The following is a 19,181-nucleotide window of genomic DNA, read 5'->3' as shown; positions in this document are numbered from 1 at the left end:
GAGGGTGTGGACGAGGGGAATGCCGTTGGCGGCCTGTTCGATCCGCCAGTAGAAGGCGATCCCGGCCTGGGCGTACTGATATTGGGCGCCCCGGCTTGCGGCGCCCTTGCACGGGATTTGGCGTCGGCCTCAGCGGCCCGGGCGGGGCAGCAGCAGCTCGGTGTTGTGATCGGCCGCACCGCCCATCAGCTCGGTGCGGCGGCCGTTGGGGTCGTTGTAGGAGAGCTCGCGGTAGAGCGAGGCCAGCCCGGCGTCGGAGGTGTCGCCGAAGTCGGTGGCGTACCCGGCGGCGGACTCGATCAGGGTGGTGAACAGGGAGATCGTGCCGTCCCCGTTGTCAGCCACCTCGATCACCCGGGCGTGCTGCGGGAAGTCGATGTGCGAGGCGGTGTTGATCTCCCAGAAGGCGCGCTCGGGCACCGCGTGGCCGTGCGGGGTGATCTGGTTGCGGTGGGTGTGGCCGTTCACCCAGGCCACCACGTTCGGGTAGCGCTGCAGCAGCGTGACCAGTTCGGCGCCGGTGTGGCGGCCGTCGAAGAGGTGGTACGGGTCGGGCAGGGTGTTGCCCATGCTGGTGCTGGTGTGGTGGCTGAAGATGACGACCAGCTGGTCGGCGGAGCCGCCTCGGACCAGGTTGCCGCTCTTGTCGTAGTACCGGCTGCTGTTCGAACGCAGCACCGACTCCAGCCAGTTGAGCTGCTCGGTGCCGATCGAGCCGTCCGCCCAGCCGGCCCGGTTGGTGGTGTCCAGGCTGATCCCGAGCACGCCGGGGGCGATCTGGCAGGTGTAGTAGAGCTTGCCGCTGGCCGCCGAGTCGGCGGTGAAGCCGTGGCCGTACGGGCCGGCACCGGTGTAGGCCGGGTTGAGGTGCGCCTTGGCGAAGTCGGTGGGCGTGAACGGCGCCCGGCGGGCGTCCGGGGTGACCTTGCGGACCAGGCCGCTGTCGGCCATCAGCAGCATGAACTGCCAGGCGGCGCCGACCGGGTCGGTCTTCAGCTTGTCGGCGAGCTTGGCGGCGTCCGCGTCGTCCAGGCCCTCGATCTTGCGGTCCCCGGTGTAGAGCGAGCGCTGGAAGCCGAGGTCGGGCAGGGTGCCGGAGATACTGTCGTCATGGTTGCCGACCGTGGTGTACCAGGGGGTGTCCAGGCCGGGGGCGGTGAAGGAGCGCATGCTCGCGGCCAGGAAGCCCGGTATCTGCGGGAAGCCCTTGGCCTTGTAGTCGTCCCTGTAGGCGAGCTCGGGGTTCCAGTACCCGGCGTTGCCGGAGTTCTGCACGCCCTCGTACCGGTTCAAGTCGCCCGTGGTCGGGGTGATGTGACCACCGCTCATCACCGAGAGGTACCAGTCGAGCTCGATCTGCTCGTGGTTGTCGGTGTTGTCGCCGGTGGCCATCACCATCGAGAACGGCAGGCCGGTGTACGGGCCGGCGGCCACCGCGTTGACCCGCTCGACCAGCGCGGAGGCGCCGCGCACGGTGAGCAGCTCCTGCGGGCGGTGCGCGCTGTCGTTGTATCGGGCCAGGTACTCGAAGCGCACCGGGGACTCGGTGTCGGCCAGGTGCAGGTCGGTGAACTGGACGAAGCTGGCCAGGCCGGTGCGGCGGTCGTCCCGGCCGTCGTTCGCGGCGGCCAGCTCGGTGCGCACCACCAGCGGCCAGCCGGGGCCGGCCTGCAGGCGCTGGTAGCCGCCGCTGCCGGTGCCGGTGGCGGCCTGGTCCAGCGTGGTGCCGGTGGTGCTGACGGCCCGTCGCGCGGTGAGGGTCAGCGCCTGGTCGAGTGCGGCGGCCCGGCCGGTGGAGAAGACCGACAGGCCGACGGCGGAGGCGGCCACGGCCGAGGCTCCCGAGACGAAACGTCGTCTGCTGACTGCGGACATACTGGTGCTCCCGAGGGTCGGCCGTCCCCGCCGGCGGTCGTACCGGCGGGTAACTCATGCGCGACGCAGCATGCTAGCCGGGCGTGGCCGCCAGGTGAACACCTGTCGGCACACGGATGGTCCGCTTGCGGCGACTGGTCCATGACACGCCGTCGGCACCCCTCAGGCCACACCCCTGATCCGGTGCACCAGGGCGGCGGCGAGCAGGGTGACCAGGGCCGTCGCCAGGTAGAGCCCGAGGTAGCCGCCCAGTTGGGAGACCACCGGGGCCGCCACGGCCGGAGCGAGCACCTGGGGGCCGGAGTTGGCGATGTTGATCACGCCGAGGTCCTTGGCCCGGTCGGCGGCGGCCGGCAGCACCTGGGTCACCAGCGCCTGGTCCACCGCCAGGTACACCCCGAACCCGGCGCCCAGTACGGCGGCAGCCACGATCGCGGCGGGCCAGGTGTGCACGAAGGCCAGCAACGCCGCGGCCGCCGCCATCACCACGCAGGAGAGCACCACCAGGACCTTGCGCCGCCCCGTCCGGTCCGAGACCAGCCCGGAGGGCACGGCGGTGAGCAGCGCCGCCACGGTGTAGACGGCGGTCAGGATCAGCACCCCGGTGTCCGGCGCGGGGTAGTGCACGGCGTCGGTCAGGTAGTACAGCAGGTAGAGCGTGCCGATCGCGTTGCCGAGGTTGATCAGGAACCTGGCCAGGAACGCCCAGCCGAAGTCCGGGTGCTTGCGCGGGCTGACCCAGTAACCGGCCGCGAGCACCCGCCACCGCAGCGGCGCCCGCAGCTCGCGCGGCAGCACGGGCTCGCGGTGGCGCAGCACGTACGGCAGGGCGAGCGCGACGGTGAGTCCCGCCGTCAGGGCGTACCCGGGGCCGACGCCGCTCACCACCACGGTGACCAGCAGCGCGCCGACCACCAGGCCCAGCGACTGGCTGATGCCCGTCCAGCCGGAGACCACCGCCCGTTGGGCGACCGGGACTTGGTCGGCGACCGGGGCCGTCACCCCGGCCAGCATCGCGTTCAGGCCGAGCTGGGCGAGCGCCCAGGCGAGGGTCAGGCCGGTGACGGTGTGCTGGGCGGCGGTGAGCAGCAGCCCGGCGGCGCCGAGCAGCGCGCCGCCGAGGATCCAGGGGCGGCGGCGGCCGAAGCGGGAGGTGGTACGGTCGGAGAGCGCGCCGGCCAGCGGGTTGGCCAGCATCGCGACGAAGGCGCCGACGCCGGTCACCCAGGCCAGCAGCCCGGCCTTGTGCGCGGCGTCGAGCCGCTCCAGTTGCAGCGGCAGCAGGATCTGGATCGGGGTGAAGAAGCCCATGAACACCGCGAGCGAGGCCAGGCTCAGCGCGGCCGTCCACCCGGCACCGACCCGCTCGGTCGGCTCCGCCAACGCCTGGTGCGCCACCGGGCACCCCCTCTCGGCCAAACATGAGCTCCGCTCATGTCCGGCCGACTATAGGGCGATCACCGGGCCCTGCCAAGGCTCTTGGGGCTCGGAGGTGGCCCGGGCCAGCGCGGCGGCCCGGATCTGCGAGGGGCCGCAGGCCCAGACCATGACCCGGGCGCCCAGCCGCGCCAGCGGCCGGTCCCACAGCAGCCGCACCGACCTCGGCCGCTGCAGGCCGAGTTGGGCCACCGCCCAGCCGGGCAGCACACCGATCGAGGCATTGGTGAGCAGCCGCACGGCGGCCTTCTCCCGGCGGCTGCGCCCGAACTCGCGCAGCAGCCGCACCGCCTCCAGGGCGGCCGGGGTGGCCCGCAGTTCGGGCCGCAGCCGGGCCAGGTACGCCGCCACCTCGGCCCGCGAGCGGGGCACCTCCTCGGCGCCCAACCGCTCGGCCACCGTGGCCACTTCGGCGAAGTACCGGTCGCACTCGGCCGGGGTGAGCGGGGTGGCGGCCAGCGCCTGGTGGCCCGCCAGGAAGCAGGCCACCTCGGCGGTGTGCACCCACGTCAGCAGGGCAGGGTCGTCCGCCCGGTACGGCCGCCCGTCCGCCGCGGTGCCGCGCACCCTCAGGTGGATCTTCCGCACGCTCGCTATCGCCCGCTCGGCGGCGGCCGTGGAGCCGAGGGTGGTCGTGGTGACGAAGCGGGCGGTGCGGTTGAGACGGCCGGTCGGGTCCTGGCGGTAGTCCGAGTGCTGGTCCACTCCCGCCATCGCCAGCGGGTGCAGCGACTGCAGGAACAGTGCCGCGAACCCGCCCGTCAGCATCCCGGCCGGGTGGCTGTGCACCGTCCACACCACGCTGTCGGGCCCGAACAGGCCCGGATCCCCCGCCGGGCGGTCGTACCGCTCCAGGTGCAGATCGCTCCCGTGCACCGTCGAGTTGATCTCCGCCAGCAGCCTGGCCTGCAGTACCCCGATCGGCGAACCCATCACCGCCCCCTTCGTCCGGTGCCCCAACCCTACGCGGGCCCTACCCGAGCAACGCCAGGCCGATGAAGCCGGGGAGGGCCCACAGCAGCGCGAGGAGCTCCCACCAGGAGGTGCTGTTGAGCAGCAGCAGGGCCACCGGCCCCTCCCAGAAGGTGAACCACACCGCCATGAACACCGTCTCACCGACTTCGGCCCGCTTCCAGAGCGCGACCGTGATCACGATACCCAGGGTGATCACCAGGACGTCCAGGGCCTGCTTCCCGAGATCGGCCTGCCAGAACCGGTGCGAGTGCCCGTCGTGCTCGATCCGGACCACCGTGCCCTTCCAGACCTTGAGGTCCACAGTGGCGCCGGTCTCCACCGAGGCGTAGAGCGGCTCGTCGACGTTGTACTGGACACCGTCCGCCGTACCGACGGCGACCGTCACGGTCCACGAGGTGGTGTCGCCGGAGGAGCTACGGTCCTTGTGCGTGACCCGGCCGGTCTCCGTGGCGATGCAGTCCGCTGCGCCTACGGGCGCGGTGACGCAGGGCTTGGCTCTCAGATCACCGGTCGCCTCGGCCCGCAGCAGGACGCCCCAGAAGATTCCGCCCCCGACGACGGCCAGACCTAGCAGGACGATCACGACCTGGACCGGCAGGCTCCAGTCCGAGGACCGGTCCGTCCAGAAGCCGCGGTCCCACTTCGAGCGGCTGCGCCCCGGCAGGCGGCGTCCGATCCGCGTGCGCCAGGACGGGCGCGGGACGGTGACGGTGCGCCGAGGCGGCTCGGGCAGCCGGTAGACGGGCTCGGGCGGGCTCAGCGGCGGGAACCCCCAGGCCGGCTGCGCCTGAGCGGCCGGGGCCGCCTCCGCGGCCGGGCCGCCTCCGACGGGCACCCCGACGGGCACCGGCTCGGCGCTCGCGGTGGCCGCGGCGGTGCGGCGGGGCGGGGGCTCGTGCATCATCGTGCTCACCTGGCGGCGCAGCACCCGTAGTTCACGCTCGATGCTCTCGGCGTCCCGCCGGATCCCGGCCAGTTCCGATTCCAGCTGCCGGGTGTAGCCGGAGGCGTGGACGAGCTGACGGCGCTGGTCCTCGACCTGCCGGCGCAGGCGGTCCAGCTCCTCGTCGGCGAGCCGCGAGCGGCGTTCCGCCTCCTCCTCGGCCGCGGCCCTGGCCAGCTCCGCGGCCTCCCGCACCCGGTCGGCCTCCTCCCGCGTGCTCACCGCTTCGGCGGAGTGAGCGCGCTCGCGGGCCAAGGCGTTGCGCAGGTCCCTGATCTCACGGGCCTGGGCGCGGTTGAGCTCCAGCAGCCCGGGCACTTCGCGCGGATTGTTCGCGGTGGCGCTCTCGGCGAGGTCGCGGAGCTCGGCGAGCCGGTCCCGGGACCAGAGGTCCGGGGCGCAGCCATGGCTGTCGAGGACGGCGAGGTACTCCTGCAGGAGGTCCCCTGGGGCGATCCAGTCGCCGCCGAGGTAGCCGCGAGCGGAGTCCGCGGAGAGGGCGAGTGCGTCGGCGAGCCCTTGGAGGCCCAGCCCGTGGCCCTCGCTGCGGGCCAGCGTTTTCGCCATGGCCGAGCGGTACTCGGCGAGGGTCCGGGTGGCGGTCTCCCAGGCGGCGTTCTTGGTGAAGGGGTAGCGGTAGGAGGACTTGGTGCTGATCTGGGTCGGCCGGGGCAGGCCCTGTCCGGCCAGCCGGGACCTCAGACGGGGGAACAGGAAGCCGAGGCTGAGCAGTTCGGGGCCGCCCAGCACGCCCTCTTCGACCAGTCCGGCGAGGTGGTGGGTGAAGGAGGTCGCGGTGTTGTGCTGCTCCTCCAGCCTCACCACATCGGCCGTCCCCTCGGCGGCGGCCAGGATGTACGTGCCCTCGATGTCGAGGTCGACGTCGGCGAAACCCCCGCCCTCGCCGCCGAGACCGGCGCGCGAGCGGACGGCACGGCCCGCGTGGCAGCAGTCCAGGATGACGATCCGGACCAGGGCGGGGCTGCCGAGCAGGTACTCGCGGACCTTCTCGTAGGTCAGGCTGCTGATGTCGGCATCCGCCGGGTCGGTTTCGGTGAGCGTCAGGCAGAGCTGGGAGTCCGGCCGGAGCAGACCGTGCCCCGCGTAGTACAGCAGCAGCACGCCGTCGGTGGTCTCGGTCAACTGCCGGAGCCGTGGGGCGAGTTCCTGGATCCTCGCCGGGTCCTGGATCACCGTCAGCTCGTCCTCGGACCAGCCGCCCAGTCTGTCGTCGGCGAGGATCCTCTCCATCCGGGCGAGGCTCCGGGCCACGGCGGGCAGCTTGGTGAAGCCGGGGTCACGGTAGGTGGTGGTGCCGATGAGGACGGCCCGGGAGGTCAGCCCGGCGGGGAGACCGGGCAGTCTAGGCATCGTCGGCGCCGCTGTCCCCGTCGAGCGTCCGGCGAAGGACCTCCTCCACCTTCGCGGGGTCGAGGTTGCTCACCTCGACCGTGGTGGTCCTGCCGCCCTCGGGCGAGCGGCTCAGGGTGACCTTCACGTCCGAGCGGCGGGTCCGCAGCCACACCGTGAGTGCCCGGGCCAGCACCCCGGCCGCGCCCGTGGCCTCCAGCGCCACCTGCAGGATCTCGACGGCGCCGCCGAGCTCCCGCTCCCCGGGCGGCGGTGCCACCGCCTTGACCCGCCCCCGGAGCCCGTCCTCCTCGCGCAGCCACTGCCACAGGGCGGCGGTCTCGCCGATCGCGTCGCCGCCCGAAACCCGTATCTGAATGTCCGTCAACTTGCTCTGCTTCCCGCTTCATTGTCCTGTCACCGCGCATCATGGCAGGAACCGGCGGTGATCCGCAGCCGGTCGTACGGCTCAGGGGAGCGTACGGAAGCGGGTGCGGTAGGCGGTCGGGGTGGTGTCCAGGCGGCGGCGGAAGGCGCGGACCAGGGTGTCGACCGTGCCGAACCCGCAGTCGGTGGCGATGCGTTCGAGGGTGGCGTCGGTGGACTCGAGCTGGTTGCGGGCGCGTTCGACCCGGGCGGACTCCACGTAGGCGCTGGGGGTGGTGCCGAGCTCGGTCTTGAAGATCCGGGTCAGCTGCCGCTCGCTCACGCAGGCCTGCTCGGCGAGCTCGGCGACGGTCAGCGGGCTGCTCAGGTGCCGATCGATGTGCAGGCGCAGCTCCTCGACCCGCCGGGTGGTGGAGGCCACGGCGAGCGGCACGCTGAACTGGCTCTGCCCGCTGGGGCGCTTGAGGTACATCACCAGCTGCCGGGCCACCCGCAGGGCGACGGCCTCGCCGAAGTCGTCGGCGACCAGGGCGAGCGAGAGGTCGAGGCAGGCGCTGATCCCGGCGCCCGTCCAGACGTCCCCTTCGCGGATGAAGATCGGGTCGGCGTCCACCTCGACCTCCGGGTGGTCGGCGGCCAGCTGCTGGGCGGTCGACCAGTGCGTGGTGGCCCGCTTGCCGTCGAGCAGTCCGGCCGCCGCCAGCAGGTGCGCGCCGACACAGACCGAGGTGACCCGCCGGGAGCGCGCCGCGAGGCGCCGCACCCAGTCGACCACCGCCGGGTCGGCCAGCGCCCGCACCCGCCGCTGCTCGTCCACCTCCACCGAGCCGGGCACCAGCAGGGTGTCGATCCGCCGCCCGGCCGCCTCGGCGAAGGTGACGTCGGGCAGCACCCGCACCCCGGCCGAGGTGGTGACCGGCGCCAGGCTCTCGGCGGCCAGCACCACCTGGTACCCGCTCGTCTCGTCCAGCTCGCGCTGCACCAGGGCGAAGACCTCCGGCGGGCCGGTGATGTCGAGCAGGTCGACCCCTTCGAAGAGGACGATCACGATGTACCGCTCGACCGCCGCGCCCATGGGCCCTCCCGTCCGATGTCTGTTTCTGCATGTTAGACGACATTGCCGACATGCCGGGGCCGCTTCTAGCGTGGTTCACATGACGACGAACAGCACCACCCTCCGCACCCTGAACGGATTCGACCAGACGCCCGCCGCGCTCGCCGACTCGACGCTCGTCCTGATCGACTACCAGAACACCTACACCACCGGCGTGATGGAGCTGGACGGCTGGCAGGGCGCGCTCGACTCCGCCGCCGAGCTGCTGCGGCGGGCCCGCGAGGCGGGGGCCCACGTGATCCACGTGCAGCACGACGGCGGCGAGGGCACGCCGTACGACATCCACGCCGAGATCGGGCGGATCCACCCCGCCGTCGCCCCGGCCGAGGGCGAGGCCGTGATCGTCAAGCAGGCGCCGAACTCCTTCCACGGCACCGACCTGGCCGAGCAGATCGCGGCCGCCGGGCGCAAGGGCCTGGTCCTCGCGGGCTTCATGACCCACATGTGCGTCCTCTTCAGCGCCGAGGGCGCCTTCCTCCGGGGCCACCACCCCACCGTGGTCGCCGACGCCTGCGCCACCCGCCCTCTGCACGGCGCGGGCGTCGACCTCTCCGCCCACCAGATCCACCACGGCGCCCTGGCCACCGTCGCCGACCTCTACGGAGTGGTCGTCCCCTCCCCGGCGGCGCTGGACTAGCCGACCAGCTCCGACGGGTACGGGGTCTCCCGGCTCCGCTGCTGGAACTCACGGTTGAAGCCGGACACCACGGCGGCGACCGGCGCGTGCCGGGCGAGGATCGCGGCGGCCTCCGCCGGGATGCCGGTGGGGCGCTTGCCCTCCGCGAACTCGCGCACCAGGGCGTACCGGCCCTCCCGGTCCTCCCGCCGGAAGCCGTACAGCGCGGTGAGCAGCCAGTTCACCAGGTACGTGGCGGTGAAACCGCGGTCGTAGCTCCGGTGCCGGTCGAAGAACTCGGCCTCGCTCGGCGACAGCTGGAAGCCGGCGGAGAGGGCGAGGCCGTAGTCCGCGAAGTAGAGGCTCCGGCCGTCGGTCAGGATGTTCTCGAAGTGGGCGTCGAAGTGCAGGAGCCCGCGGCTGTTCATGAAGGAGGTGCCGGCCGCCAGCTCCTTCTCCACCAGGGCGCAGGCGAGGTCGGTAGCCCGCTCCCCGGCTTCGACCTGGGTGCCGAGCCACTGGTGCAGGTTCTGCGGGATGTACTCCAGGAACAGCGCGATGCTCGCCGAGGACTCCCGGAGCGCCTCGATCCGGCGGCGCACCTGCGCTCCGCCGCCCCAGTAGGCGACCGCCCGGTCGACGTCGGCCAGCCCCTCGGGCAGCGGCGTCGAGTCCGGCAGCACCCGCCAGTGGTACATCAGCGGGAAGCCCTCGTGCTCCCCGGCGAGCACCCAGTCCGTGGTAATGGTGTGCACCGCGAGCTCGCGCCAGGCCCCGAAGCCCGGCCCGCCGATCAGGCCGACGCCGTACTGGCAGAAGGCGGGCAGGTCGAACAGGTTCGCCGTGGACCGGACGTGCTCGGGCCGCCGCTCCAGATCGGTCAGGGGCACCCGCTTCACGAAGACCTGCCTCCCGGCGACCTCCAGCAGGGCCGTCTTCCCGCCGATGCCGGCGCCGACCGGAGCGGCCGCGTCCACCAGCGCGCTCAGTTCGCGGTCACCGAACCCGGCCAGGGCCGTGGAGACGGCCCCGTGGGCGGCCTGCCGCGCACCGATCGACATGTCAGGACTCGTCACTTCGCCCCCGGATGCTTGCGTGACGCCGGACTTGGGCGCCCCCGACCGCACTCTACGCGAGAGGCCCGCCACCCCGGATCACTCCGGGGCGGCGGGCTCCGGGGCGGCTACTTCTCCTTCGGGAGGTCGTAGACGTTGCCCGGGGTGACGATCTGGGTGACGGCCCTGGCGATCAGCGTGCTCGGCTCCTCGCCCTGGGCGACGATGTCGGTGTTGAGCATCACGACCATGGTGGCGTGCTGCTCCGGCAGGTACATCACCACGTCCTCGTAGCCCGGCAGCGAGCCGTTGTGGCCCACCCAGCCGTGGGTGGTGAAGAGGCCGAGGCCGTACCCGGCGTCCGGGAAGCCCGGCACCGGGACGAAGTTCTCCCGCTGCTTCTGGGTCTCCGGGGAGAGCAGGGTGCCGGTGGCCAGGATCCTCGCCCAGTGCCGCAGGTCCTGCAGGTCGGAGATCATCGCACCGGCCGCCCAGCCCCAGCTCGGGTTCCAGTCGGTGACGTCCTCCACCGCGCCGGTCAGCGTCTGGTTGGAGTAGCCCCGCGCGTGCGGGTCGGGGAACTCCGCGCCTGCGGGCAGGAAGGTGCGGTCCAGGTGGGAGGGGCCGGTGACCCGCTCGCGGATGAAGTCGGCCAGCGGCTTCCCGCTCACCTTCTCCACCAGCAGGCCGAGCAGCACGTAGTTGGTGTTGGAGTACTGGAAGTTCGCCCCCGGCGCGAAGACGTTGTCGTGCTTGAATGCGTACGCCAGCAGCTCCTGCGGGGTGAACGGGCGGGTCGGGTCGGTGAACAGGGCCTGCTGGAAGTCCGGGTCGAAGGTGTACGAGTACAGGCCGCTGCGCATCTCGGCGATCTGACGGATCGTGATGTGCTCACCGTCCGGCACGCCGTCGATGTAGTCGCAGATCGGGTCGTCCAGGCCGACCAGCCCGCCGTCCACCAGCTCCAGGACGGCGGTGGCGGTGAAGGTCTTGGTCACGCTGCCGATCCGCTGGTTGAAGTCGGACCGCATCGGCGCGCCGGTCACCTTGTCGGCGATCCCGGCCGAGTGCACGTAGGCGCCCCGGCCAGGCAGCCACAGACCCACCGTGACCCCGGGGATCCCGGCGCCCTGGCGGACCTTCTCGATCGCCTGGTCCAGCTGGGCCGCCAGCGCCGGGTCCAGGCCGTGCTCGGTGTCGACGGACGGGCGCACGGCCGCGGGCGGGGCCGCCAGCGCCGGGGGCGTGGTCAGCGCGAGGGGGGTGAGGGTGGAGAGGGCGAGCAGGGCGGGGAAGAGTCTGCGGGCCGGTCGCATCCGGGGTGTCTCCTAACGCGGGGGAAGTCTTGCCAGCTCAGGGCACCATCCACCCTCACGCCCGGGCCGCCCGGCTGCTCGCCTCTCCTGGCGATTCCACCCGTACGGTCCTCTTCCCGGGCTACCGCGGGTGCCGTACCGTGACGAAAATGGACGCGAACTCGTCAACTCGGTACGACGTGGTGGTGGTCGGCGGCGGGCACAACGGGCTGGTGGCGGCGGCCTACCTGGGCCGGGCCGGGTACCGCGTCCTGCTGCTCGAACGGCTCGGCACGCTCGGCGGGGCGGCCGTCTCGGCGCAGGCCTTCGCCGGGGTCGACGCCCAGCTCTCGCGCTACTCCTACCTGGTCAGCCTGCTGCCGCACCGGATCGTCCGGGAGCTCGGCCTGTCGCTCGAACTGCGCCGCCGCCGGATCTCCTCCTACACCCCCGTGGAGCGGGACGGGAAGCCCACCGGACTGCTGGTGGACGCCGCCGACCCGGCCCGCACCGCCGACTCCTTCCGCGCCCTCACCGGCTCCGACCGGGAGTGGGCGGCCTGGCAGCGCTTCTACTCGATGACCGGGCAGGTCGCCCGGCGGGTCTTCCCCTCCCTCACCGAGCCGCTCCCCTCGCGCGCCGGGCTGCGCCGCCTGGTCGGCGACGACGCGGCCTGGGAGACGCTGTTCGAGCAGCCGCTCGGAGCCGCCGTCGAGCGGGTCTTCGCCGACGACCTGGTCCGCGGCGTGGTGCTCACCGATGCGCTGATCGGCACCTTCACCCACGCCCACGACCCCTCACTGCTGCAGAACCGCTGCTTCCTCTACCACGTGATCGGCAACGGCACCGGCGACTGGGACGTGCCCGTCGGCGGGATGGGCGCGGTGACCGGTGCGCTGGCCGCGGCCGCCCGGGCGGCGGGCGCCGAGCTGCGGACGGGCTGCGAGGTCACCGCGATCGCCACCGACGGGGTGGGGCCCGCCGAGGTGACCTACCGTCACGGCGACGCGGAAACGGTGGTGGCGGGCAGCCGGGTGCTGGTCAACGCCGCCCCGGCCACCCTGGCCCGGCTGCTCGGCGAGGCTCCCGGGCCCGCGCCCGAGGGCGCCCAGCTCAAGGTCAACATGGTGCTGCGCCGCCTGCCCCGGCTGCGGGACTCCGCCGTCGACCCGCGCGAGGCGTTCGCCGGCACCTTCCACATCGCCGAGGGCTACCGGCAGCTGGAGACCGCCTACCGCGAGGCGGCCGCCGGGCGGATCCCCGCCGCGCCGCCCTCGGAGATCTACTGCCACTCCCTCACCGACCCGTCGATCCTGGGGCCCGAGGCCGTCCGGCAGGGCTACCAGACGCTCACCCTGTTCGGACTGCACCTGCCCGCCCGGCTGTTCGCCGACCCGGCGGCCAAGGAGCGGGCGCTGGCCGCGAGCCTGGCCCAGCTCGACCAGGTCCTCGCCGAGCCGATCGCCGACTGCCTGGCGCTCGACGCCGACGGGCGCCCCTGCGTGGAGGCCAAGACCCCGCTGGACCTCGAGCGCGAGGTCGGTCTGCCCGGCGGGCACATCTTCCACCGCGACCTCGCCTTCCCCTTCGCCGAGGAGCCGCTCGAGGAGCCGCTCGAGGGCGCCGCCGCCCGCTGGGGCGTGGCCACGGCCCACCCCGACGTGCTGCTCTGCGGCGCGGGCGCCGCCCGGGGCGGCGGGGTCAGCGGCATCCCCGGCCACAACGCCGCCCAGGCCGTCCTGGCCGAGCTGCCCCGCTGATCAACTACAGTCGCCCCCTGTCGGGACACACCCGATCTCACACAGGGGGAAAAGTTTTGAAGCTCCATCAGCTCGGGCGCACCCTGGGCGTGCTCGCTCTGCTCGGCGGCCTGCAGGGCGGCCTGGCCGCCGCCGCGCACGCCGACTCGCCCGTCTCGCTCTGCACCTCCACGAACGGCCCCTACGGCGCGGCCACCGTGGGCGGCGGCCGCTACCTGATCATGCCGGACGAGTGGAACTCCGCCGCCGAGGTCTGTCTGGGCAGCGACGGCGGCGCCGACTTCACCGTGACCAGCAGCGCCCTCAGCAGCGCCACCAACACCCGCCCCGGCGCCCCGGGCGCCTACGCCCGGATCGAGTACCTGAACCGGGCCGGTGAACTCCCGCTCCCCGTGGCCACCATGGGCGACACCCTGACCAGCTGGCGCACCACCACCGGCGTACCGGGGCAGTACAACGTGGCGTACGACCTCTGGTACGCCGACACCGCCGACGGCTGCGGCCCGACCACCTCGCACGAACTGATGATCTGGCTGAACCGCCAGGGCGGGCCGGTGCCGCTGGGCACCGCCACCGCGCAGGTCACCCTCGGCGGGCGGGCGTACCAGGTCTACCAGCACCAGGACGCCACCACCGGCAAGCAGGTCATCAGCTACCTCATGACCACGCCCACCAACTCGGTCTACGACCTCAATCTGCGCACCGTCACCTCGGACGCGGTGGTCCGCGGCTACGTCCCGGCCGGCGGCGAACTCTGCTCCGTGCAGGCCGGGTTCGAGATCTGGAACGGCGGCGCGGGCCTGGCCGCCAACTCCTTCTCCTACCAGCCGGCCACCGGCCTGCCGACGGGCAACGTCACCTCCGGCCTGCCCGGCAAGTGCCTCGACGCGGGCAACAACGGTGCGAACACCGGGGACTGGAGCATGCCGGTCGAGGTCTGGGACTGCGCCGGCACGCCCGGCCAGACCTGGACGGTCGGCAACGACGGCACCGTCCAGGCGCTCGGCAAGTGCCTGGACGTCTACGGCGGCGGCACCACCAACGGCACCGCCGTCCAGCTCTACCCCTGCAACGGCTCCGGCGCCCAGGTCTGGACCGCGAACGGCAAGGGCCTGCAGAACCCGCAGTCCGGCCTCTGCCTGGCCGACCCGTCCGCCTCCACCACCAACGGCACCCAGCTGATCCTGTGGACCTGCGGCTCGAGCGGCCAGGACTGGCGCTACCCGTACTCGGGCCGGCCGATCTGGACGGCCTTCACCAGCAAGGCGGCCAACCTCTGCCTGAGCGGCGGCGTCGAAACCGCCACCGCGATCACCCTGCACGGCTGCAACACCGTGCCGACCCCGCCGCAGAACTGGAGCTTCGTCAAGGACGGCACCCTGCGCCACTCCAGCGGCGCCTGCCTCGACGCGGGCACCGGCACCACCCCGGGCAGCCTGGTCCAGCTCGCCCCCTGCTCGGGCTCACCCGCCCAGCAGTGGCTGCTCTCCCCCACCGGCTACCTGCTCAACCCGGCCACCGCCCTCTGCCTGGACGACCCGAAGTCCACCGGCACCCCGGGCGTGCCGCTGGACCTGTGGACCTGCAACGGCACTTCGGCCCAGGTCTGGTACTCGGCGGCCTGACCCCTGACACCCCCCTCGCTCACTCGTGCAGTCCGGGCGGTACCGATGGGTACCACGCTCATGTCCTCGGGGACTGGCGAGTGCAGCGGAGGGTGCCGGCCCGCTACCCCGCGCTGCGCCCTTGCCCGGCCTGGCCCGCGGCCAGGCGTAGTTGCTCCTCCTCCACGATCCGCACCGCGAGCGACTGGTCCGAGACGTCCACCGCCTCCGGGGTCGCGTCCGCCACCTCGCTCCGGCGCGCGTAGTCGTCCCTGCTGCCCGTCCTGGCGGAGAGCGCCGGCGGCTTCAGCGGAAACCGGGACCGTCCGCCGAAGCCACCGTGCCGACCGGACGTCAGGCCGGCAGCCTGACGGCCGTCACCGACCCGTCCTGGTTCGACGGGGCCGGCCCACGCCCTACGGCAGCGTCACCCCCACCGTGGTGGCCCAGATCTGGTCGGTGGCGGGGGTGGGGGCGACGGCGCTGCCCCAGGCGAGGACGAGGTGGGTGGGGGTGAGGGCGGAGAGGCCGAAGGTGTCGCCGGGCCAGACGGTGGGGGTGCCGAAGGAGCGGGAGACCTGGGCGGGGGCGGAGAGCCAGCCGCGGGTGGTGGAGAAGGTGCGCAGGTACTGGGCGTAGCCGCGGGGGTCGCTGGAGGAGAGCCAGCCGACGTAGGCGATGCCGGGCGGGCCGGCCACGACCTGCATGATGTGCGGGGCAGCGAGGGTGTCGGCGGGGGCGGCCACCGGGGTGGACCAACTCGCGCCGTGGTCACGGGAGTAGGAGAGCCAGCCGGTGTCGGCGGTGGGGCTCTGGGTGTCCCAGGTGGCGTAGAGGGTGCCGTCGGGGCCGAGCGCCTCGCTGCCGTCGATCCACCACTCGCTGTTGTTCATCGTGCCGGCCTCGCCGCCCACCCGCACGGGTGGTGTCCAGCTCGCGCCGCCGTCGGTGGAGCGGGTGGCGTAGGTGTAGGCGACGGTCAGGTTGTCGGTCGGCACGTCGGTGACGGTGTAGCCCTGGTAGACCACGTCGAGCGAGCCGTCGGGCTCGGCCACGACCGGGGCGCTGTCGGCGCCGCTGTCGGGGTAGCCGGGGCTGATGTGGGACATCGCGCTCCAGGTCTTCCCGCCGTCGGTGGACTTCTGCAGCACCGCGTTGAGGTCACCGGTGGCGAACGCGCAACTGCCGTCCGGTGCACAGATGAAGGTCACCGCCGCCGCGCTCGGCCCGTAGTCCCAGGTCAGGTAGAGCGTGCCGTCGGGGCCGGCGGCGATGAAGTCGCGGTCGCCCCAGTTGTTCGCGTCCGGCGGGGTGACCGACCCGGCGGTCTTGAAGGTGGCGCCGTGGTCGGTGCTGACGTCGACCACCGGGTAGGTCAGGCCGGAACGGGAGACCATGAAGGCCGCGTAGACCGTGCCGTCGGGGGCGACGGTGACCGCTGGGTCCCAGGAGCGGGCGCCCTTCTGGCCCACGCTGCCCGGCAGGGTGACGGGCACGCCGAAGGCGGCGCCGCCGTTCAGCGAGCGGGCCAGGCCGATGCCCTTGCAGCCGATCCAGGCCTCGTAGACGGCGTCGGCCGCCGGGTCGACGGCCTGGATGGTCTCGGCGTTCTGCCCGGCACAGGCGGCCGAGAGGGTCGTCGGGGTGCCGATCGCGTAGGACGCGTCCGGCGCCGCCGACGCGGGCCCGGCCGTCAGGACGAGCGCGGCGAGGGCGCCGAGCAGGGCGGCGGAGCGGGATCTGTTCGAGGCACGGGGCAGCTGCACGGGCTGATCTCCTCGATCTGGAGGGTGAGTTGACGCCGCGGCGACACCTGGCGCCGCCCCCGTACGGATGCCCGCTCCGGCAGTGCCTAGTCCTCCGCCGGGGCCGTGCTCAGCAGCGCGTGCACGGCGACCTCCATCGTCCGGCGGGCCTCCTCGGGGGAGAGGCCGTTCGTGCGCCAGTGGCGCCAGGCGCTCCAGGTCGTCACGGCGTCGAGTGCGTTGAGAAGGTCGGTGCGGCCCGGCTCCGGCAGCCGGCCGAGTTCGGCGGCGAAGATCTCCGCCAGCCGCAGCCTGGCGAACTCCAGCATCTGGCGCACCAGTTGGAGCACCCGTTCGGACGGGTTCTCCAGCCGCTCCACCGCGATCCGGGTGGGTGTGATCCACTCCAGGATGCGGGCCCGCTGCTCGGCCAGCGCCGCCACCCGCAGCCCGAGCGGCCCCTCGGTCGGCAACGGCCTCACCTGGGCGCTGAGTTGTTCGAAGCGGCGGGTAATGGCGGCGTCGGCCAGCTGCGGCAGGTCCTCGAAGTGGTGGAACACCAGCCGCCGGGAGACTCCGGCGCGCGCGGCGACCCGCTCCGCGACGAGCTTGGTCTCCCCCTCCTCCACCAGTGCGAGCACCGCGTCCACGATCCGCTCACGGGTCTGCCGACCACGCTCGGTCCGGCCGTCCACCGCACCGCCCGACTCCGGCCTGCTCTCCACGGGCCTCTCCTTCCTCGCGTTGACATTATTGCACTCGTGGTGCAAACCTACCGCTGCACTTGGAGTGCAATTAGTTTCCCGGCGCTCGGCGCCGACCGGATCGAGGGAGCCCAAGGCCGTTGTTCACCACCGTGGGGCGCTGGTGCGCCCGCAGACCCAAGCGAGTCGTGGCCGCCTGGCTTGTCCTGCTCGTGGCCGCGCTCACCGCCGTCCTGGTCCTCGGCAAGGTCACCAGCGAGCAGGTGGACCTTCCCGGCAGCGACAGCCAGGCCGCCAAGGAGATCGTCGACACCGCCTTCGCCGGATCGGCCTCCGGCCACCAGCCGATCGTCCTGCACGAGGGCCCGGACGCACCGCGCCTGGATGCCGACGACCGGTGGCCGACCGTCCAGCAGACCGCCCAGGAGCTGGCGAAGGTGCCGCACGTCGTCGGCGTCACCAGCTTCCTGGACCAGAACGGCCGCAGCGCGCTCAGCGCCGACGGCCGCACCGGCTACCTCTCCGTCGACCTCGACATCCCGGCCCGCGACATCACCGCGGCCACCACCTCCGCCGTCCTGGCCGCCGCCGCACCGGCCACCGCGGCCGGGATCGAGGTCACTCCCGGCGGCTACCTGGCCACGGCCGCGGACCACCGGTCCACCGAGTACAGCGAACTGGTCGGCATCGCCGCCGCCCTGATCGTGCTGCTGCTCGCCTTCCGCAACCTCTTCGCGGCCGTCCTGCCGCTGCTCGCGGGGGCCGTCGGGCTGGGCATCACCCTGCCGGTGATCGGCCTCATCGGCCACCGGACGGACATGCCCTCGGCCGGTTCGACCCTCGCCGCGATGATCGGCCTCGGCGTCGGCATCGACTACACGCTCTTCTGCCTCACCCGCTTCCGCGACCTGCGCGCCGCCGGAGTCGAGGTCGAGGAGGCGGCCGTCCGCACCACGGCCGGCTCCGGCAAGGCGGTGGCCTTCGCGGGCAGTTCGATCGTCGCCGCCCTCGCTGGGCTCTGCCTGGGCCGCCTCCCGCTGCTGTACGCCCTGGCACTGGCCCCGGCGATCGCCGTCCTGGTCGCGATGGCGCTGAACCTCACCCTGCTGCCCGCTCTGCTCACCCTGCTCGGCCCCCGCCTGGGCACCGGCCGCCCGCCCGCCGGAGCCGACGGCTCCCCGCGCGGCTGGGCGGCCGTCGCCCGGGCCGTGGTGGCCCGCCCCTGGCGCTCCCTGGCGGCGGCGTTCCTCCTGCTCGGGGCGCTCGCGATGCCGGCCGCCCATCTGACCTTCGGCCAGCTCGACGCCGGCGCCGACGCGCCCGGCAGCTACAGCCACACCGCCTACACCCGGCTCGCCGACGCCTTCGGGCCCGGTATCAACGGCCAGCTCCAGGTCACCGACACCCTCGCGACCCCGGCCACCGGCAGCACCGACCCCCGGCTCACCACCGCCACCACCACGCTGCGCCAGACCTCCGGTGTCGCCTCGGTCGGCCCGGCCCAGCTCTCCGCCGACGGACGGCAGGTGCGCTGGCAGGTCGTCCCCGCCACCGCGCCCACCGATCCCGCCACCTCCGCCCTGGTCCACCGGCTGCGCGACACCACCAGCGACAGCGTCCACGTGGGTGGCGCCACCGCCGCGCAGACCGACCTCAACGACCGGATCGCCGACCGGATGCCGCTGATCGTCGGCGCCGTGCTCACCGTCGCCGCCCTGCTCCTGCTGCTCGCCTTCCGCGCCCCGCTGGTCGCCGCCAAGGCCGCCCTGATGAACCTGCTCGCCGTCGGCGCCTCCTACGGCATCCTCACCGCCGTCTTCCAGGACGGCCACGGCGCCCGGCTGATCGGCCTGCACGGCGCCGTCCCCGTGCCCGGCTACGTGCCGCTGCTGCTGTTCGCCGTGCTGTTCGGCCTCTCGATGGACTACGAGGTCTTCCTGCTGAGCGCCGTCCGGGAGAACTACCTGCGCCACGGCGACAACCGCCGGGCCGTGGTCGACGGCCTCGGCTCCACCGGACGGATCATCAGCTCGGCCGCGCTCATCATGGTCAGCGTCTTCCTCAGCTACCTGCTGAACGACGACCCGGTGGTCAAGATGTTCGGCATCGGCCTGGCCTGCGCCGTCCTGCTCGACGCCACGGTGGTGCGCGGCATCCTCGTCCCCGCCACCATGGCCCTGCTCGGCCACGGCAACTGGTGGCTCCCCCGGTGGCTCGACCGCCTCCTCCCCCACCTCGACATCGAGGGTGACGGCCACCCGGCCCTCTCGGCCGACACCCCGGCGCCCGTCCCGGCCTGACCCCTTCCCGTCCCACCACCA

Annotated in this window: 15 protein-coding genes; 4 read left to right on the top strand and 11 right to left on the bottom strand. The window is 73.1% G+C overall.

The annotated features are described in order from the left end of the window. Positions 1-129: 129 nt before the first annotated feature. The 6 genes from ABT095_RS19855 to ABT095_RS19830 form a co-directional block, all read right to left on the bottom strand. Positions 130-1,875, bottom strand: a complete 1,746-nt coding sequence (locus ABT095_RS19855; RefSeq protein WP_350530750.1) for a TIGR03767 family metallophosphoesterase — start codon at positions 1,873-1,875, stop codon at positions 130-132. Between the two features lie 162 nt (positions 1,876-2,037). Then, entirely contained in the window at positions 2,038-3,273 is a 1,236-nt protein-coding gene (locus ABT095_RS19850) for an MFS transporter (protein WP_350530749.1), read from the bottom strand. Between the two features lie 48 nt (positions 3,274-3,321). Beyond that, positions 3,322-4,245 carry an oxygenase MpaB family protein gene (locus ABT095_RS19845; RefSeq protein WP_350530748.1) on the bottom strand — a complete coding sequence of 308 codons (924 nt, stop codon included), beginning with the start codon at positions 4,243-4,245 and terminating at the stop codon, positions 3,322-3,324. A gap of 40 nt (positions 4,246-4,285) precedes the next feature. Beyond that, positions 4,286-6,601: a caspase, EACC1-associated type gene (locus tag ABT095_RS19840; protein WP_350530747.1), complete on the bottom strand. Its 2,316-nt coding sequence runs from the start codon at positions 6,599-6,601 to the stop codon at positions 4,286-4,288. Next, positions 6,594-6,968, bottom strand: a complete 375-nt coding sequence (locus ABT095_RS19835) for an effector-associated constant component EACC1 (protein ID WP_350530746.1) — start codon at positions 6,966-6,968, stop codon at positions 6,594-6,596. The genes ABT095_RS19840 and ABT095_RS19835 overlap by 8 nt, the downstream gene beginning before the upstream one ends. 81 nt (positions 6,969-7,049) lie before the next feature. Continuing rightward, on the bottom strand, positions 7,050-8,042 hold the full coding sequence (locus ABT095_RS19830; protein ID WP_350530745.1) for a GlxA family transcriptional regulator: 993 nt from the start codon (positions 8,040-8,042) through the stop codon (positions 7,050-7,052). A 79-nt stretch (positions 8,043-8,121) separates the two neighbouring features. Here ABT095_RS19830 and ABT095_RS19825 point away from each other — a divergent pair, with 79 nt between their 5' ends. Continuing rightward, positions 8,122-8,718 carry a cysteine hydrolase family protein gene (locus tag ABT095_RS19825; RefSeq protein ID WP_350530744.1) on the top strand — a complete coding sequence of 199 codons (597 nt, stop codon included), beginning with the start codon at positions 8,122-8,124 and terminating at the stop codon, positions 8,716-8,718. On the opposite strand, the gene ABT095_RS19820 is transcribed toward ABT095_RS19825, so the two are convergent. Both ABT095_RS19820 and ABT095_RS19815 read right to left on the bottom strand, forming a co-directional pair. Then, entirely contained in the window at positions 8,715-9,758 is a 1,044-nt protein-coding gene (locus ABT095_RS19820) for a protein kinase family protein (RefSeq protein ID WP_350530743.1), read from the bottom strand. The two genes, ABT095_RS19825 and ABT095_RS19820, sit on opposite strands and share 4 nt — an antisense overlap. A gap of 122 nt (positions 9,759-9,880) precedes the next feature. Beyond that, positions 9,881-11,068: a serine hydrolase domain-containing protein gene (locus tag ABT095_RS19815; RefSeq protein WP_350530742.1), complete on the bottom strand. Its 1,188-nt coding sequence runs from the start codon at positions 11,066-11,068 to the stop codon at positions 9,881-9,883. Between the two features lie 149 nt (positions 11,069-11,217). Between ABT095_RS19815 and ABT095_RS19810 the strand changes: the two genes are divergently transcribed. Then, a complete protein-coding gene (locus tag ABT095_RS19810) occupies positions 11,218-12,807 on the top strand; it encodes a phytoene desaturase family protein (protein WP_350530741.1) in 1,590 nt (529 codons plus the stop codon). A 56-nt stretch (positions 12,808-12,863) separates the two neighbouring features. Continuing rightward, on the top strand, positions 12,864-14,432 hold the full coding sequence (locus tag ABT095_RS19805; RefSeq protein WP_350530740.1) for a ricin-type beta-trefoil lectin domain protein: 1,569 nt from the start codon (positions 12,864-12,866) through the stop codon (positions 14,430-14,432). 103 nt (positions 14,433-14,535) lie between these two features. Here ABT095_RS19805 and ABT095_RS19800 read toward each other — a convergent pair whose 3' ends face one another. The 3 genes from ABT095_RS19800 to ABT095_RS19790 all read right to left on the bottom strand — a co-directional run bounded on the left by ABT095_RS19800 (position 14,536) and on the right by ABT095_RS19790 (position 16,881). Next, positions 14,536-14,658 (bottom strand): hypothetical protein, encoded by a 123-nt coding sequence (locus tag ABT095_RS19800; RefSeq protein ID WP_350530739.1) that lies wholly within the window; start codon positions 14,656-14,658, stop codon positions 14,536-14,538. 169 nt (positions 14,659-14,827) lie between these two features. Beyond that, on the bottom strand, positions 14,828-16,177 hold the full coding sequence (locus ABT095_RS19795; protein WP_350530738.1) for a sialidase family protein: 1,350 nt from the start codon (positions 16,175-16,177) through the stop codon (positions 14,828-14,830). An 86-nt stretch (positions 16,178-16,263) separates the two neighbouring features. Then, positions 16,264-16,881, bottom strand: a complete 618-nt coding sequence (locus ABT095_RS19790; RefSeq protein ID WP_350530737.1) for a TetR/AcrR family transcriptional regulator — start codon at positions 16,879-16,881, stop codon at positions 16,264-16,266. A 119-nt stretch (positions 16,882-17,000) separates the two neighbouring features. Here ABT095_RS19790 and ABT095_RS19785 point away from each other — a divergent pair, with 119 nt between their 5' ends. Next, on the top strand, positions 17,001-19,160 hold the full coding sequence (locus tag ABT095_RS19785; protein ID WP_350530736.1) for an MMPL family transporter: 2,160 nt from the start codon (positions 17,001-17,003) through the stop codon (positions 19,158-19,160). Positions 19,161-19,181 lie beyond the last annotated feature (21 nt).

The organism is Kitasatospora sp. NPDC002227 (assembly GCF_040296285.1).
Classification (GTDB): domain Bacteria; phylum Actinomycetota; class Actinomycetes; order Streptomycetales; family Streptomycetaceae; genus Kitasatospora.
This window is presented reverse-complemented; position numbering and strand designations above follow the sequence as displayed.